The sequence below is a fragment of the Dryocola clanedunensis subsp. sulfonylureivorans genome (assembly GCF_016756775.1).
In the GTDB taxonomy this organism is placed as follows: domain Bacteria; phylum Pseudomonadota; class Gammaproteobacteria; order Enterobacterales; family Enterobacteriaceae; genus Dryocola; species Dryocola clanedunensis.
In genome coordinates this window covers 278,986-295,990 of sequence record NZ_JAERMU010000001.1, presented here as the reverse complement: position 1 = coordinate 295,990, position 17,005 = coordinate 278,986, and the positions used below count along the sequence as shown (strand labels likewise).

The window sequence follows — 17,005 nt, the reverse complement described above, 5'->3', positions numbered from 1 at the left end:
CCTCTCATCACACTGTAGGGAAGATAAGATCGAGCGCCGTGCAGGCGTCTTCCCACCCGCTGCGCTCAAAAATTCCCTGTTGTAAAAAGGCTTCCAGCTGTGGCCAGAGCACGATAGCTTTATCGAGCATCGGGTCGCTGCCTTTGGCGTATGCTCCAACGCTCACCAGATCGCGGTTACGCTGGAAACTGGATAACAATTGTTTGAACTGCCTGACTCGTGCGTAGTGTTCATCGCTGATAAGCGCGGTCATGGCGCGGCTTATCGACGCTTCGATATCAATGGCCGGGTAGTGTCCGGCTTCGGCAAGGCGACGTGACAGAACGATGTGGCCGTCGAGAATGGCTCGCGCGGAGTCCGCGATGGGATCCTGCTGGTCATCCCCTTCGGTCAGTACGGTGTAAAACGCGGTGATGGAGCCGCCGCCGTGGATGCCGTTACCGGCGCGCTCGACCAGCGCGGGAAGCTTGGCGAACACGGAAGGCGGATAGCCTTTGGTTGCCGGAGGTTCGCCGATAGCCAGGGCAATTTCACGCTGTGCCATGGCGTAGCGGGTCAGGGAGTCCATGATCAGCAGGACGTGCTGACCGCGGTCGCGGAAATCTTCGGCGATGCGCGTGGCGTACGCGGCACCCTGCATACGGAGCAGCGGGGAAACATCCGCCGGGGCGGCGATAACCACTGAACGGGCGCGGCCTTCGGCACCCAGAATGTTTTCGATAAAATCTTTGACTTCGCGGCCACGTTCACCAATCAGGCCCACGACAATCACGTCGGCCTGGGTATAGCGCGCCATCATGCCTAACAGCACGCTTTTACCGACGCCGGAGCCGGCGAACAGGCCCATACGCTGACCGCGGCCAACGGTGAGCAGGGCGTTGATTGGGCGAACACCGACATCCAGCACATCCTCGATAGGCGTTCGCTGGAGGGGGTTAAACGGAGCGGCTCCGAGCGCACCAAAACTTGTCGTCTCGGGCGCGGGCAGGCTATCCAGCGGGCGGCCGCTGCCGTCGAGTACGCGACCGAGCAGGGCAGGGCCGAGGGGGAGCTGTTTGCCGCCGTGCAGGCCGTCTTCACTGGATGAGCGGGCGTAAACTCGCGCACCCGGCAAAATCCCCTCCACGTCTTCAAGCGGCATCAGGAACAGTTTGTCGCCGTTAAAACCAACCACTTCGGCTTCCACTTCACGGCTGTGCTGCTCAATGATGCAGGTGGCGCCGAGCGGCATTTGCAGGCCGGTCGCTTCCAGCACCAGGCCCGTGGCACGGGTCAGGCGGCCATAGCGGCGCACGGCAGGGAGCTGCGACATACGCTCTTCAAAGCTGTCGAGCGTGTTGAGCCAACGCGTCAGGCGGGCGGTCATTACACCACTCCCGGTGCGGCGAGGCGGCAGAGTTCCTGCCAGCGTGTGGCGACGCTGGCGTCCAGATCGCCTTCGTCAGCGGAGACTTTACAGCCGCCCTGATGCAGGTTCGGATCGCCGCGCAGGCGCCAGCCGTGCAGGCTGAGCGTCGCGCCAAGCATCTCTTCCACGCGCTCCAGATCGTCCGGGTGCACGCGCAGCAGCGGCTTGCCGCTGAAGAGCGGCTCCTGCTGAAGCAGGCCCTGAATCTGTTTAATCAGCGCCGAGTTATCAATACCCTGCGTATGGCCAATGACCTGACGTGCTGCTTCCAGAGCCATCTGCATCAGGCGTGAGGCAATGACGCTGTCCAGCGCGTCCAGCGTGTTCTGGAATTCACTCACCAGCTGCTGCATGCGGGCATGAACGGGGGCCTGCTGCTGGCGGGCTTCAATGAGGCCCTGCTCCAGACCCTGTTCAATACCTTCTTTACGACCTTCTTCAATGCCCGCCAGGCGGCCGGCGTCAAAACCTGCCTGATGGCCCTGTTCCCGGGCCTGGGCCTGCATCATCGCCAGCGTCTGCTGTAAATCAGGCTCACTCTCTGTTCGCGGTTCATCCGCATCGTGCTCGCCTTCCGGCAGCGTAATTCTTTCGAACTCGGGTACGGAAGGGGGGGCCAGATCGTCCGGCATCCAGGCCTTCCATGGCAGTGAATCAGACATAGGTATCCTCGCTGGTGCCAATGACCATTTCGCCGGTTTCTGCCAGGCGACGAACAATCAGCAGGATGGCCTTCTGTTCGTTCTCCACCTGAGACAGGCGAACCGGGCCACGGTTGGAGAGATCGTCGCGCAGGATATCTGCCGCACGCTGGGACATATTGCGCAGGAACTTCTCGCGCAGCGGCTGCTCGGCACCCTTCAGGGCGACCAGCAGGGACTCGGATTCCACTTCCTGCAGCAGGCGCTGGATGCTGCGGTCGTCCACGGCCACCAGGTTTTCGAACAGGAACATCTCGTCGATAATTTTCTGTGCCAGTTCGCCGTCGAAGTCGCGCACCGCGGTAATAACGGCTTCTTCCTGCTGGCTTTTCATCAGGTTGATAATTTCTGCGGCCGTTCTTACGCCGCCCATTTTGCTGCGCTTGAGGTTCTGGCCGTCGAGCAGGTTGTTGAGCACTTCGGTCAGCTCCGCCAGCGCGGCAGGCTGAACGCCGCCAAAGGTGGCGATACGCAGCATGACGTCGTTGCGCAGACGCTCTTCGAACAGCGCCAGAATATCCGCCGCCTGGCTGCGTTTGAGGTGCACCAGGATGGTGGCGATGATCTGCGGATGCTCGTCGCGAATAAGGTCCGCGGCGCTCTGCGGCTCCATGAAGTTGAGCGTTTCCATACCCGATGTGGTTTCGCGGGTATCGAAAATATCTTCCAGCAGGCTGGAAGCACGCTCTTCGCCCAGGGCTTTAGTCAGGACCGAACGCAGGTAGTCGTTGGTATTGACGCTCATCGCGGCGAACTGTTCGGCTTCCTGCTCAAACTCGGCCAGCACATCAGTCAGCTGCTGATTGGAGATGTGGTGGACATTCGCCATCGCTGCGCTGACATGCTGCACTTCACGCGGGGAGAGGTGTTTGAACACCTCGGCGGCGCGGTCTTCGCCAATAGTCATTAACAGAATGGCGCTCTTTTCTGTTCCGGTAATACTCATATTTCGGTACTCATCCATTGGCGGATAACCAGCGCAACAACGCGCGGATCGTTATCAGACATATCGCGGATACGCTGGCTCATGACTTCTGCGCTCAGGCGCTGATTAGCTTTACGCTGCTGCTGCTGTTCGTCTTTGCTCAGGCGTACCGAGACGGCTTCCTGCTGCTCTTCGCGCTGCTTCATCGCTTCGATTTGCGCTTTCTGTAGCTCTTCACGGCGCTGAATCTGTGGACGGACGACTTTACGCCACAGCAGCCAGGCAACAATCAGTACGAGTAACCAGCGGCCTGCGGACATCAACATGTCGAAGAAGGCTTGTTGCTTCCAGAATGGCAGTTCGCCACCTGTCTCTTCGCTGACGGTAAACGGTGAGTTCACGACGTTGAGCGTATCGCCACGTTTTTCCGAGTAGCCCATCGCTTCACGCGTCAGGTTCTCAATCTGTTTGATCTGCTCTTTGCTTAGCGGCAGCGGCTTGCCGTCTTTCAGCTGTCGATAGTTGACCACGACCGCCACGGACAGACGCTGAATGTCACCCACGTTCAGCTTGGTATGGCGGATAGTGCGGTCAACTTCATAGTTGGTCGTCTCATCGCGCTGGGTATTGCTCGAACCGGTCTGGGAAGCGGTAGAAGCTGTTCGCGTCTGACCACCGTTCGCGGCCTGCTGCCCGTTAGCCTGGTTTTGCGGCGGCGGCGTGGTAATAGGCGCATTGTTCGGTGGGGCAGGCTGGTTGGAGAGGGCGCCCGGAATGCCGCCCGGCGCACGGCCGTTGACCTGTTCACTCTGATTGAGCTGGCGCGAACGAACCGCAGCCTGAGCCGGGTCGTTGTTCGGATGATACTGCTCTTCGGTCTGCTCTTTATTGGCGAAATCGATCTGGGCCGTAACCTGCGCGTGAACGTTAGCGTTCCCGACGATAGGGCCAAGGATGGCTTCAATGCGGTGCTGGTAACGGCTTTCCACTTCGGTGGCGTACTTCAGCTGAGCGTCATTCAAATCGCGCCCTGCGGTATTGGACTGGGTCAGCAGATGGCCGCCCTGATCCACCAGCGTCACGTTACCCGGCGGCAGGCCCGCAACGGCGCTGGATACCATATGCACCACGGCGCTGATTTGCCCTTCATCCAGCGCGCGGCCTGGCTCAAGGTTCAGGGTCACGGAGGCAGAAGGGGATTTCTGTTCGCGGACGAACAACGAGGGTTTTGGCATGGCGAGATGAACGCGAACGCTCTTCACCGGGCCTAGTGTTTCGATAGTACGGGCGAGTTCGCCCTCCAGCGCACGCTGGTAGTTCACTTGTTCGCTAAACTGACTGATACCAAATTTTTCCTGGTCCATCAGCTCAAAGCCAACCGCACCGCCTTTTGGCAGACCTTGTTGAGCAAGGCGCAGGCGCAGGTCGTAAACTTTTTCTGCCGGGACTTCTATCGCCGTACCGTTGTCGGAGTAGCGATAGGGAATATTCATTTGGGTCAGTTGGGTAATGATTGCGCCACCATCCTGGTCGGCCAGATTGCTATAAAGCACCTTATAGTCGGGCTGTTTGGCCCACAGGGTTAAGGCCACCATGATAGCGATGGCTGCTGAACCTGCGACGATTAAGGGGAGTTTAGGGTTAGCTCGAAAGCGTGCCAGCCACTCCTGTGCTTTACCAGGAGATGTTTGTGTTTGTGTTTGAGCCGATGCGGTCATAACGCACCTCGCGGCTTAGCATAGAGAGAATAATTCGTGTAACTGATAAACAAAACGAGCTCCCGGGTCGACAAACACGACAAAAGTTCCTGATAGATTGCGAATTCATTATTTTCGTTTCAGATAATTTCGATTGGTGAATTAGCTCTATTTTTTGCGTCTATTTAGCGCCTTAGTCCTATTGACAAGATGGTAATCTTGCTGCGTCTAACAACACTGGAGCAGAAAAATGGCAATTCAGGGAATTGAAGGTGTTCTTCAGCAGCTACAGGCAACGGCGCTAAGTGCAGGAAATCAAACGCAAAGCTATGAACCTAAGGTCAGTTTTGCGGGGGAGCTACAGTCTGCCCTCGGCCGCATCAGCGAAACGCAGACCAACGCACGGACTCAGGCACAAAAGTTTGCATTAGGTACGCCGGGCGTCGCCCTTAACGATGTGATGGTCGATTTGCAGAAATCCTCGGTGTCATTACAGATGGGTCTTCAGGTACGTAATAAGCTGGTGTCAGCTTACTCAGAAGTGATGAATATGCAGGTGTAGTGCATCAGGCTGTTTGGTCTCTCCATGGGGTTTATCAAACGGCTTTTGCGCAGGGCAGGGATGGGAAAATGATGATAGTTTGATGTCCCAAATGGCAAACTGTCGTTTTTTTATCCATCCGTGCAGTTGATGGGTTCATTTGTCACACGTTGAAATGTGGGTTTGTTCCAACCCGAATTGACCAGTATGCGCAGGCGCGCCAGGAGTGATTAGGTTTTCGATATCGCACCGCCTGCCAGGCGTATTACTTCGCCGCCCGCGAGCCCCCTATCTTTTGGACTAATCGTTTTTCCCATAGTGGAATGAACGCTTCTGACGTTTCCCGCCGAACTGGCAATGATCCCCTGATGAAAACGCCCTTGCTGCCTGTTGCAAACGGCTGGAGCGACGACCACCTGAGCCGATTTTTAACGGGCTGCTCATGCACGACGATCCGAAAAAGACAGATGAGGGTAGGTGTGCAGCAGCTCAGCTTGATGTGGAGTATCAGGGGACTTCCCAACCATGCCATTGCCTGATGGGGCATGAGAAAACCCTGCCATGTTAACAGTCTGTCTGTATGGGCACTGTTCCGGGGGCCGGCGATGTTATTCAGATTATCGTGACCTGGCGTCAACCTGGCTATTTAACGCGTTTTCATCGCAGGCTTCTATCTTCTTTTACATTGCCCTCCTGTTCAGAATTAGTATTATTAGCACATCAATCAAATATAAAATATGCAGGATGAAAAATGAGCGACGTTAAGTTGTTTTTGGAATTGTGCAGAGATATCGAACAAATTTCAGTTAAAAAGCAGAAAAAAACAAGAATTCTGTTTTTTGGCAGGGACTCGTTTTCGGATAATTGTAAATACCTGTATCTTTATATGATTAAAGAATACAGTCATTTAGATATACAATGGTGCTCGACGAATGAAAGTTTGATTGAAGACATGGTTAAGAACGAACTTCCATGTTTCAATTTGAATAAAAACACCAGAAAATCAATGGATTTTTTATTAGAGTCTGCAATTGCAATATTTTGTGTCAACCCTCTGGATAGTGTTGGCGGTAATATGGCGCTGCTGGCATCTTTACGTGGGGCGTTGACCTTTCAAATGTGGCATGGCATTGGCCCTAAAGAAGCTGATTTAGCATTGACTGAATTAAAAGATATCTCAAATATAAATGTCACCCGCTCCATTTTGGGTGCAACATCTCCTGAGTATTACATTAGTTCATCTGTTTTTATAGATTCAAAATGGCGGAAGTTTTTTGGTGCACAAAAAATCCTTAGAGCAGGATATCCAAGAAATGAACTGATGCTGAGAGCTGCGTGTGACAAAGAGTTGTTAGGTTCTGAGTTGAATGAAAGCACCTACCGGGCTTTATATAACAAAGAAAATAAAAAGGTTTTGCTGGCTCCCACCTGGGAGAAAAATGCAGGGTTAAATAACATCGCTATGCTATCCGCAATAGTTATGTTTTGTCAGGAAAATAATATAACGGCATTTATTAAATTGCATCCTTTCATAAAGGATAATGGGATAAATGATATTATAAGCTCAAACCTGTACAACCTGCCATCGGATGTGGATATCTACCCACATCTCAGTGCTTTTGATGCGCTGATCACTGACTATTCGTCTATAGCCTATGACTTTATATTAACCGGGAAGCCTGTTGCCACCATTGATATCAATAAAGGTGAGGATTTCGATTATTCTCTTATTCCTGGGGACGATGAATACCGCTATAAAATTAACCATGATAATCTTGTCGACACGCTGAGTGAAATGTTTTATCGCGATTCAAAAGCTGATAAAAGAGACAGCCTTGCGAGAACATTATTCGAAACGGATAACACCAGAGCATGTGCTGATATTGCAAGAAAAATTATTAATATTTATCAGGAACGTTCTGCTGAAGCACAACAAATATATTAGTTGCTTCAATTTTTCAGTTTCATTCAGGTCCGCATCGCGGGCTATTATTTCACCTCGATAGCCAATCTTGCTTATTGAAGAAAGAGGCGGGATAAGCTTCTGGCGTGGCAACGCCGTACTCAAATCAGGGCTCCTGCTTCGGGAGGGGGGTAACGATTCCCTGCTGACGCAGGAAGAGCAACTTTCGTGGCAGACCGACCAGAAATCTTAAAAGTTGGGTAGAACAAAAACGAGAAGGCTCGCGGTATAGTGAGGAGTTTGCGGCAGAAACACTGGCAGCCAGAGGGCTTTAATGCCAAAATTCTTTTTTCTCCGCAGTCAGGATAGACGATGAAGAAGGTTGCAGGTTTAGTGGCACTGCTCGCGCTGAGCGGTTGCGTGCAGGTTGATGATTATCGTGAAGTTGTCAAAGCGCCGGCACCGGCAGGCTTTGCGGGATACTGGCAGTCTGAAGGACCGCAAAGTGAAATGGTGAGCCCGGAAGCTATCGCGACGCTCGTGGTGACGCCGCAAGGGGATACGCTGGATTGCCGCCAGTGGCAGCGCGTGATTGCGGTGCCGGGCAGGCTGACCCTGCGCTCAGACACGCTCTACAACATCACCAATAAGCGTGAGATCTATGATATCGAACGTGAAGGCGATCGCCTGGAGTATGCGGGTATGACGTTGAAACGCGTTGACCGCCTGACGCAGGAATGCGCGGATTACCTGGATAAGCATCCGCTGGACAGCGACATCCAATAATTTTGCGGTGGATGGCGCATACGCTTATCCAGCCTGCTATCGACAAATCAGGGCGGGTGATCATGCGACACCCGCTTTTTTTGACGACAACTTTTTGGCTACAGCACCTCTTCTATCACCCATACGCTGACGCTGCCGCCGTTACAGGTAAAGGTGGCGGTGCCTTTTTCATCGGTTGCGATCGTCTCTTCGCGATTGCCGAGATAGTCCCGCCAGTTTTTTCCGCCGTAGTTATCCCCCAGCTCGATGGTTTTTTCACCCTCATCACCGTTGGACAATACCACGACGCAGCCCGGCGCTTCGTCTGTGCCGCTGCGGCTGAAGGCGATGCAGTTGGGATGGTCGAAATAGAGCGTCTGTACGCCGTGGGCGTAAAGCTCACGGGCGTGAATCAGATCGTCGAGCTGCTCAATGACCGGCATGTCGATATGATAAGTTTCGCCGTCCCCACCTTCATCGTCGTAGCTTGCGCCGAACAGATCGGCATAGAACACCGACGGCACGCCATTTTCACGCAGTAAAATCAGCGCGTAAGCCAGCGGTTTAAACCAGGGTTCCACCGGAGCTTCAAGGGCCTGCAGCGGCTGGGTGTCATGGTTAGTGACCAGCGTCATGGCGTGGAACGGGTCTGCCTCGACTAATGTGCCGGTGAAGATCTGGCGCATATCATAGTCACGGCCCTCTTTGGAGGCCTGATGGAATTTCATTTGCAGCGGGGCATCGAACAACAGGGTCTGACCATCAACCTGCTCGATATACTCTTGCAGCTTATCGACTTCGTGGGACCAGTATTCCGCCACGATAAAGAGCGGTTTTTCAGCCACTTCCTGGACATGCTCAATCCACTCTTTGTAGAACCAGGCGGGGATATGTTTTACCGCATCGAGACGAAAACCACTGCAGCCGGTTTGCTCCATCACCCACCGCGCCCAGTATTTAATCTCTTCGGTGACCGCCTGGTTACGAAAATCGATGTTTTCGCCCATCAGATAATCAAAGTTACCCAGCTCATCATCGACCTGCTCATTCCAGCCGTCGCCCGTGTAGTCATTGATGATTTTAAAGATGCCGTCTTCGGTGGGATTTTCGATGTGGTCGACGCCGCTGAAGCATTTGTAGTCCCAGATGAACTGTGAGTATTGACCCGCGCGTGCAGGAAAGGTGTAGCGGGTCCAGGCTTCACATTCGATAACTTCAGGGGAGATTTCGTTACGGTTTTCTTGATTGACGCGGTTAACGCGGATTTTTTCTTTTTCGTCGGCGCCCATTTTGTGGTTGACCACCACGTCGAGCAGCACCGCCACATCATTTTCTTTCAGCGCTTTGAGTGCGCTGAGCAGCTGAGCTTTATCGCCATATTTCGTGGCAACGCTGCCTTTCTGGTCAAATTCTCCGAGATCGAAAAGATCGTAAACGTCGTAACCTACGGAGTAACCACCCGAGCTGCCTTTATAAACCGGTGGCAGCCATATCATGTTGACGCCAATTTCATTGAGGTTGGGGGCCAGCGCCTCAACTTCACGCCACAGCTCACCGCCGCCGGGGTAGTACCAGTGGAAACATTGCAATAAAGTCGGGTTGCGCATAGTCAGGCTCCATGAGGCAAGGATCCCAATTATGAATGATTTACATGAATTTGCATGGTGCGAAAAAGTTTTGGCTTTTTCGCACCTCAGGATATCAAGAGGAGAGGGGGTCCAGGGTCTCCCTCGGTGCCAGTATCTGACCTCCCTGTTTTCCGTAGGCGGAAAGCACCGATTGTTGTATAGAGGTTTGTCCAACCAGTTTTGACAGCTCATCCATTCGCATTTTCAGCAGGTGCTTGACCTCAGTTTCGTTTTCCAGAAGGGTACGAAGCGTCGGGCGAAGCTGGTCCTGAATCTGCGTCGATAGCCTGATATCGCGCATGGATTCAGTTAAATCATGCACCGCCTTCACGTAATCAACTTCACTGGCGATCAATTCATCCCACATGCCCTCCCGGGCATTGTGCAACATCACCTTACTTTGCTCTAACAGCTGCTGATAGAGGGCATACAGTTGCGGTGCATGATTCATTAGACTACGTCCTGGGTCCGGTTAGGCGACTGAGCAACTTCTTTCCAGGCATCAGCAATGTTACGCAGCAGGTTCTCGACCTCTTCGATCGCGCTGATATCATTTTGCATGTTGGCCTCGAAAATACGTCGCACCATGTAAGTATAAAGAGCGAGCAGATTCTGAGTCAGTTCATCACTGCTTGCTTCATCAATCCCGGCCTTAAGGCCGTTATCAATAATATTGATGGCCTTAGAGAGGGAAAGCCCTTTCCCCTCCAGGTTACCATCCTGCAAAAACAGACGAGCGCGAACCAGGGCGTTGAGCGCCCCGTCGAATAACATGCTCACCAGCTGAGACTGGCTGGCGCTCATGACTGCGCTTTCGACTTCCATTTTTGCGTAAGCCTGTGTACCTCTTGCGCCGTACATGTCTTCTCCTGGTTTAATTAGCTTTTGGAGTCGCTGGTTGACGCGAACTGCTGAGTCAGGTAGCTACTGGTGGAGTTCAGTGAACTCATCATGACGTCCAGCTGGGTAAACTGTGCTTTGTAGCGAGCCATTTCTACGTCGATACGATCGCTGGCCGCGTTGTACTGATCGGTCAGGTTGTTCAGCGTTTTGCTGACGCCGTCTTTGGCGGCCTGAATAATCCCGGTGCTGGAGAGCCAACTGGTCAGGTTAGTGCCGACAGTTGTGGTTAAGCCTGTTTTCTCGCCGTCGCCCACTAGCATCTCTTTCACGCCAGCAGAATCTTTGCGCAGCGCGGTTTCCAGTTTGTCGCTATCAAGTTCTAACTTGCCGCTGCTTGGGTCGGTCGTGATGCCGATCTGCGTCAGCGTCTTGTAGGACGAAGTGCTTTGCGTAGAGGTGAGCAGGCCTTTGAGCTGGGTCTGAATCGTACGTAACGTCGAATCACCCAGCAGGGCGCCATTGCTGGTATCCTGCGCGTCGGCACCGCTGTCTACCGCGGTGTATTTGGTCAGGTTGCCGAAGGTATCCTGCAGCGAGTTATAAGCATCAACCCATGCTTTGACGGCAGTTTCAGACTTTGAAATATCTTTCGTAATGGTCAGCGTCTGGCTGCCGGTGGTGACACCGTTCAGGTTCAGGGTGATATCTTCCAGCGCATCGTCGATGGTGTTGCTGCTGTTGGTAATTTTGATGTTGTTAACGGTCAGCTCGGCATCCTGAGCGGTGACGCTCTCTTCCATACCGTTGTTGCCGTCGGTGCTGGTGCCGTTGTAGCCCATAAAGGCCTGCAGGTCGCTGTCGCCGCTGACGCTGATACTCATCGCATTATCAACGCCGGTATCGTCAGAAGTGATAGCAAGACGGTATCCGTCCCCTGTATTGATGATACTTGCGCTGACGCCAGATTTTGAGTCGTTAATGGCGTCGCGAATACCGCTCAGCGAAGAGTCGGCTGCGCTCAGATCGATGGTGATCGGGTCTTTACCGCCGCCCTGCTGAATGGTCAGCACGCTGTCGCTGGTAGCGATCGCCGCTTTAGTGTCCGTCTGGCTTGCTTTAGTGGTCAGCGTTTGCGATTGCGCCAGCTGCGTGACGTTAATGCTGTATTTCCCGGCAACCGCACTGCCTGAGGTGGTCGCGCTGAACGCCGTACTGCTGCTGTTCGTTGTAGTAGAAGAGAACAGGTCGGCTTTACCTAACGCGGTGTTAGCTGTCTGGAAGGTTTCCAGCGCGCTCTTCAGCGTGCCATAAGCGCTTAGCTTGGCAGTGTAGGAACTCTGCTGAGTAGAGATAGGGGCTAAAGTGGCTTTCTGCGCCGCCTCCAGACTATCGAGAATACTTGCGAGGTCCAGACCAGACCCGATTCCCAGCGTTGAAATACTTGGCATATTATTTCCTTAATGTATTACGCATAAAAAGATTACCGGGATTATCGGCCTGGAAAACACAAAGTTTACGACTAATTCGGTTTTTTTAATGGCGAGAATAAAGGTAGAGGAAAAGAGTATTTCGGACGGTTAGAAAAAAAATGGGCTGAGGTGAAAAAAAATCTAAAGGTTATGGGTGACCAGACGATAACAGTTTTAACGGCGACGAAGCCGAGGGTGGAAACCCAAACCCATAAACCCTAGAATTGAAACACAGGAAAACATAATCATGGCACAAGTAATTAATACCAACAGCCTCTCGCTGATCACTCAGAACAACATCAACAAGAACCAGTCTGCACTGTCCAGTTCTATTGAGCGTCTGTCTTCTGGTTTACGTATTAACAGCGCAAAGGATGATGCGGCAGGCCAGGCGATTGCTAACCGTTTCACTTCTAACATCAAAGGTCTGACTCAGGCAGCACGTAACGCCAACGATGGTATCTCAGTTGCGCAGACAACTGAAGGCGCTTTGTCTGAAATCAACAACAACTTACAGCGTGTACGTGAACTGACCGTTCAGGCTTCTACCGGTACTAACTCCGATTCTGACCTGTCTTCAATCCAGGACGAAATCAAATCCCGTCTGTCTGAAATTGACCGCGTATCCGGTCAGACTCAGTTCAACGGCGTGAACGTGCTGGCTAAAGATCAGAAGATGTCCATCCAGGTTGGCGCAAACGACGGTGAAACCATCGATATCGACCTGAAGAAAATTGACTCCAGCACCCTGAAGCTGGACAACTTCAACGTTGATGGTCCTAAGACTACATCACCAGTAGACGCAACCGACCTGGCTGCTGCATTTGATTCTTCTGTTACCGCTGCAACCGTTGCAGAAGGTGCTACTGATGACCTGTCCACCCGTCTGGGTTTGGCTAATGGCGGCGCAGCAGTAGCTGGTGCCCTCGTTAAAGATGAAAACGGCAACATGTTTGCTAAAGTTAGCATCAAATCCACCAGCGATGCAGAGACGCAGAGCCTGAAAGAAAAAGGCATCAATGTTGCCAATGGTGATACCACTGAATTCTTCATCGCTGTTGACCCGAAGGCTGATGCCACCGTGACTGCTGGTACTGCTACCTTTACACTCGACACTAAGAATATGGATCTGAGTAAGCTGACTACTGTTGCTTCCACAGACCCACTGGCTGCACTGGACGATGCAATCGCGTCTGTTGACCAGTTCCGTTCTTCCCTGGGTGCTATCCAGAACCGTCTGGGTTCTGCGGTAACTAACCTGAACAACACCACCACTAACCTGTCTGAAGCGCAGTCCCGTATTCAGGACGCCGACTATGCGACCGAAGTGTCAAATATGTCTAAAGCGCAGATCATTCAGCAGGCGGGTAACTCCGTACTGGCTAAAGCTAACCAGGTTCCACAGCAGGTTCTGTCTCTGCTGCAGGGCTAATCGCCTTCTGCCTGATAAACCCTGCTTCGGCAGGGTTTTAGATTGCTGACAAAGAAGGAAAAAGCGTGGTTTTTCCTTCTTTGTGATAAGCAGGCGAAAATCAATGAATTGATTTTCCTCTTTATTTATTCGGTGAGATCTTTGCGAAACGCATTCGCTTTAGGTTTATCATCAGTCTGTAAACCCTGCTTCGCCAGGGTTTTTTTATTCTTCCCCCTCCCATACCTGCAAATAACCCCTCGTTTCACCCACTATTCTGACGATTAAAAACCCTGCAGAAACGGATAATCATGCCGATAACTCAACTAACGCAGGGCTGTTTATCGTGAATACACTGTATACCGCTGAAGGTACGATGGATAAGCACTCGCTGTGGCAGCGTTATGTACCGCTGGTACGTCATGAAGCATTGCGCCTGCAGGTTCGCCTGCCGGCCAGTGTGGAACTGGACGATTTGCTACAGGCGGGTGGTATCGGCTTATTAAACGCAGTCGATCGTTATGATGCCCTGCAAGGAACGGCATTTACTACCTACGCGGTGCAGCGCATCCGTGGAGCAATGCTTGATGAATTGCGCAGCCGAGACTGGGTGCCGCGCAGCGTCAGGCGCAATGCCCGCGGGGTCGCACAGGCGATTGGACAACTGGAACAGGAGCTGGGGCGTAACGCGACGGAAACAGAGGTCGCAGCGCGTCTTGATATCCCGCTCGAAGAGTACCGTCAGATGTTGCTCGACACCAACAACAGCCAGCTCTTCTCTTATGATGAGTGGCGGGAAGAGCACGGTGACAGTATTGAGCTGGTAACCGAAGAGCACCAACAGGCAAATCCTTTGCAGCACCTGCTGGAAAATAATTTGCGTGGTCGGGTGATGGACGCGATTGAAGCGCTACCGGAACGCGAAAAAATGGTGCTGACGCTTTACTATCAGGAAGAGCTCAATCTCAAAGAGATTGGGGCGGTCCTGGAAGTCGGGGAGTCTCGGGTCAGTCAGCTGCATAGCCAGGCGATCAAACGCTTACGCATCAAGCTAGGTAAATTATAGGGAGTGCCGCACGATTATCAGACCACCTGGACATTATCATGACGGTGCAGCAGCCAAAAAGACGGCCTTTAAGCCGCTATCTTAAAGATTTTAAACACACACAGACTCACTGTGCGCACTGCGGCAAGCTGCTTGACCGCATTACGCTGACGCGCGACGGTGAAATTGTCAATAAAGCGACCATTGCGCAGCTCGACACGCCCATAGACGAAGCAACCTGGCTTACCGAACAACAGGAGTGGATGGCATTATGCCGCTTCTGCGGCGATCTGCACTGCAAAGAGCAGGGCAACTATTTCGATATCATCGGCTTTAAGCAATTTTTGTTTGAACAGACTGATATGAGCCACGGCACCATCCGTGAATATGTTGTGCGCCTGCGTCGCCTGGGCAACCATCTGGTTGCACAGAATATCCCTCGACCTGATTCCCTTGAGGCGCTGCTGGATGATTCCCTCGAGGCATGGCTTCCTGCTACCAGCACCAATAATTACCGTATTGCGCTGCGCAAGTACTGGCAGTTTCAGACGCAGATCGCAAATCCGGTCATTGCGCAGCAGGAAAATAAAGCAACTTCAGATATATATTAATATGGAATAAGTTGTAGCAGACTGATTTTGATCGGTTATGGTAAGCCGCTACACTACGACAAAAATGATGAATAGCTGGGGTAACAATGAAAATAGCAATGGTAGGACGTCAGGCGCTAATGGGCGTACTGGCTGTGGCGCTGGTCGCCGGAGCAAGCGTAAAAACCTTCGCGGCAGAAAATCTGCTTCATAAAGTGAAAGAGCGCGGTACGCTGCTGGTCGGCCTGGAGGGAACTTATCCTCCGTTCAGCTTCCAGGGCAATGACGGCAAGCTGACCGGTTTTGAAGTGGAGTTTGCCGAGCAGCTTGCTCAGCACCTGGGCGTCAAGGCTGCGCTGAAACCAACCAAATGGGATGGCATGCTGGCCTCGCTGGACTCTAAGCGTATTGACGTGGTGATTAACCAGGTCACCATCTCTGACGAACGTAAGAAAAAATATGACTTCTCTACGCCGTATACCGTTTCTGGTATCCAGGCGCTGGTGAAAAAAGGCAATGAAGGTAGCGTCAAATCTGCCGCCGACCTGAAAGGCAAAAAAGTGGGTGTCGGTCTGGGGACAAACTACGAACAGTGGCTGCGTGAAAACGTCCAGGGCGTCGATGTTCGTACCTATGACGATGACCCAACGAAATATCAGGACCTGCGCGTTGGCCGTATCGATGCGATTTTGGTTGACCGTCTGGCAGCGCTGGATCTGGTGAAGAAAACCAAAGATACCCTGGCCGTTGCCGGCGATGCCTTCTCCCGTCAGGAAGCGGGCGTTGCGGTACGTAAAGGCAACGAAGACCTGGTGACCGCCATCGACAAAGCCATCGCCGACATGCAAAAAGACGGCACGATGAAAAAACTGTCTGAAAAATGGTTTGGCGCTGACGTCACTAAATAAGCGTTAAGCACAACGCAGGGCGGATACGTGAAAGCGTGATCCGCCTTTTTTATTTGTATTTGCGGGCGGCTGCCCGTGCTGGTACATAATAAAGGGATGTGGATTTTCCTTTTGGTTTAATGGAGTAGCTCATGTCGTTGCACAATCTGACCCGCTTTCCGCGCCTGGAATTTATCGGTGCGCCTACGCCGCTTGAGTACCTGCCGCGTTTCTCTGACTACCTTGGCCGGGAGATATTCATCAAACGTGATGACACCACGCCGATGGCGATGGGGGGTAACAAGCTGCGCAAACTTGAGTTCCTGGCGGCCGATGCGCTGCGTGAAGGTGCCGACACGCTTGTCACGGCGGGCGCGATTCAGTCAAACCATGTGCGCCAGACGGCGGCGGTTGCGGCAAAGCTCGGGCTGAAATGTGTGGCGCTGCTGGAAAATCCCATCGCGACCCGTGCCGAAAACTATCTCTCCAACGGCAACCGGCTGTTGCTGGATCTTTTTGATACGGAAATCGAGATGTGCGATGCGCTGCACTCGCCGGATGCCCAGCTGGAAGAGCTTGCCACACGGCTTGAGGCTCAGGGATTCCGTCCCTACGTGATCCCCGTCGGTGGCTCCAACGCACTGGGTGCGTTGGGCTATGTAGAAAGCGCGCTGGAAATGGCCCAGCAGTGCGACAGCGCGGTGAGCGTCTCGTCCGTTGTGGTGGCTTCCGGCAGCGCGGGAACGCACGCGGGGCTGGCCGTTGGGCTGGAGCAGGTCATGCCGGACGTGGAGCTGATCGGCGTGACGGTTTCCCGGACTATTGCCCAGCAGCGGCCAAAAGTGGAGGCCTTACAGCAGGCCGTAGCACTCTCTCTCGACTTAACGGCCCATGCGCCCATTACCCTGTGGGATGACTATTTCGCACCGGGGTATGGCACGCCAAATGACGAGGGGCTGGAGGCCATCAAGCTGCTTGCCCGTCTGGAAGGCATCCTGCTTGACCCGGTTTACACCGGTAAAGCGATGGCCGGGCTTATCGATGGCGTTGAACAAAAGCGCTTTAAAGATAATGGCCCTATCATTTTTGTACACACCGGTGGGGCACCTGCGCTGTTCGCCTACCATCCGCATGTATAACTGATTTTTGTAGGGTGGATAAGCGAGCGTCATCCACCTTTTTTATAAATAAT

Annotated in this window: 16 protein-coding genes; 8 read left to right on the top strand and 8 right to left on the bottom strand. The window is 52.9% G+C overall.

The window, feature by feature from the left end; genetic code table 11:
• Positions 1 to 7 precede the first annotated feature (7 nt).
• From fliI to fliF, 4 genes are read right to left on the bottom strand one after another with little or no spacing between them, the layout of a single operon-like run.
• Positions 8 to 1,366: a flagellar protein export ATPase FliI gene (gene fliI, locus HYQ67_RS01370; protein WP_202300892.1), complete on the bottom strand. Its 1,359-nt coding sequence runs from the start codon at positions 1,364 to 1,366 to the stop codon at positions 8 to 10.
• Complete coding sequence (gene fliH, locus HYQ67_RS01365) at positions 1,366 to 2,070, bottom strand: flagellar assembly protein FliH (RefSeq protein ID WP_202300890.1); 705 nt, start codon at positions 2,068 to 2,070, stop codon at positions 1,366 to 1,368. The genes fliI and fliH overlap by 1 nt, the downstream gene beginning before the upstream one ends.
• Positions 2,063 to 3,055 carry a flagellar motor switch protein FliG gene (gene fliG / locus HYQ67_RS01360; protein WP_202300889.1) on the bottom strand — a complete coding sequence of 331 codons (993 nt, stop codon included), beginning with the start codon at positions 3,053 to 3,055 and terminating at the stop codon, positions 2,063 to 2,065. Before fliG ends, fliH begins: the two co-directional genes overlap by 8 nt.
• Positions 3,052 to 4,752: a flagellar basal-body MS-ring/collar protein FliF gene (fliF, locus tag HYQ67_RS01355; RefSeq protein ID WP_202300888.1), complete on the bottom strand. Its 1,701-nt coding sequence runs from the start codon at positions 4,750 to 4,752 to the stop codon at positions 3,052 to 3,054. Before fliF ends, fliG begins: the two co-directional genes overlap by 4 nt.
• Before the next feature lie 229 nt (positions 4,753 to 4,981).
• Here fliF and fliE point away from each other — a divergent pair, with 229 nt between their 5' ends.
• The 3 genes from fliE (at position 4,982) to yedD (ending at position 7,961) form a co-directional block, all read left to right on the top strand.
• Positions 4,982 to 5,293 (top strand): flagellar hook-basal body complex protein FliE, encoded by a 312-nt coding sequence (fliE, locus tag HYQ67_RS01350; RefSeq protein ID WP_202300887.1) that lies wholly within the window; start codon positions 4,982 to 4,984, stop codon positions 5,291 to 5,293.
• 730 nt (positions 5,294 to 6,023) lie between these two features.
• A complete protein-coding gene (locus HYQ67_RS01345; protein WP_202300886.1) occupies positions 6,024 to 7,217 on the top strand; it encodes a CDP-glycerol glycerophosphotransferase family protein in 1,194 nt (397 codons plus the stop codon).
• 330 nt (positions 7,218 to 7,547) lie between these two features.
• Positions 7,548 to 7,961 (top strand): lipoprotein YedD, encoded by a 414-nt coding sequence (yedD, locus tag HYQ67_RS01340; RefSeq protein ID WP_202300885.1) that lies wholly within the window; start codon positions 7,548 to 7,550, stop codon positions 7,959 to 7,961.
• Between the two features lie 98 nt (positions 7,962 to 8,059).
• Here yedD and amyA read toward each other — a convergent pair whose 3' ends face one another.
• The 4 genes from amyA to fliD all read right to left on the bottom strand — a co-directional run bounded on the left by amyA (position 8,060) and on the right by fliD (position 11,859).
• Positions 8,060 to 9,547: an alpha-amylase gene (gene amyA, locus HYQ67_RS01335; protein ID WP_202300884.1), complete on the bottom strand. Its 1,488-nt coding sequence runs from the start codon at positions 9,545 to 9,547 to the stop codon at positions 8,060 to 8,062.
• A 94-nt stretch (positions 9,548 to 9,641) separates the two neighbouring features.
• Positions 9,642 to 10,019 carry a flagella biosynthesis regulatory protein FliT gene (gene fliT / locus HYQ67_RS01330; RefSeq protein WP_202300883.1) on the bottom strand — a complete coding sequence of 126 codons (378 nt, stop codon included), beginning with the start codon at positions 10,017 to 10,019 and terminating at the stop codon, positions 9,642 to 9,644.
• On the bottom strand, positions 10,019 to 10,429 hold the full coding sequence (fliS, locus tag HYQ67_RS01325; RefSeq protein WP_202300881.1) for a flagellar export chaperone FliS: 411 nt from the start codon (positions 10,427 to 10,429) through the stop codon (positions 10,019 to 10,021). The genes fliT and fliS overlap by 1 nt, the downstream gene beginning before the upstream one ends.
• Before the next feature lie 17 nt (positions 10,430 to 10,446).
• Positions 10,447 to 11,859, bottom strand: coding sequence for a flagellar filament capping protein FliD (fliD, locus tag HYQ67_RS01320; protein WP_202300879.1), 1,413 nt, complete (start codon positions 11,857 to 11,859; stop codon positions 10,447 to 10,449).
• A 268-nt stretch (positions 11,860 to 12,127) separates the two neighbouring features.
• On the opposite strand from fliD, the gene HYQ67_RS01315 reads away from it, so the two are divergent.
• From HYQ67_RS01315 to dcyD, 5 genes are all read left to right on the top strand, one after another.
• Complete coding sequence (locus HYQ67_RS01315) at positions 12,128 to 13,312, top strand: FliC/FljB family flagellin (RefSeq protein ID WP_202300877.1); 1,185 nt, start codon at positions 12,128 to 12,130, stop codon at positions 13,310 to 13,312.
• 325 nt (positions 13,313 to 13,637) lie between these two features.
• Positions 13,638 to 14,357 carry an RNA polymerase sigma factor FliA gene (locus tag HYQ67_RS01310; RefSeq protein ID WP_202300875.1) on the top strand — a complete coding sequence of 240 codons (720 nt, stop codon included), beginning with the start codon at positions 13,638 to 13,640 and terminating at the stop codon, positions 14,355 to 14,357.
• Positions 14,358 to 14,395: 38 nt separating this feature from the next.
• Positions 14,396 to 14,947 (top strand): flagella biosynthesis regulatory protein FliZ, encoded by a 552-nt coding sequence (gene fliZ / locus HYQ67_RS01305; RefSeq protein ID WP_202300873.1) that lies wholly within the window; start codon positions 14,396 to 14,398, stop codon positions 14,945 to 14,947.
• Between the two features lie 86 nt (positions 14,948 to 15,033).
• A complete protein-coding gene (gene tcyJ / locus HYQ67_RS01300) occupies positions 15,034 to 15,834 on the top strand; it encodes a cystine ABC transporter substrate-binding protein (RefSeq protein WP_202300871.1) in 801 nt (266 codons plus the stop codon).
• Positions 15,835 to 15,965: 131 nt separating this feature from the next.
• Entirely contained in the window at positions 15,966 to 16,952 is a 987-nt protein-coding gene (dcyD, locus tag HYQ67_RS01295; RefSeq protein WP_202300870.1) for a D-cysteine desulfhydrase, read from the top strand.
• Positions 16,953 to 17,005: the final 53 nt, after the last annotated feature.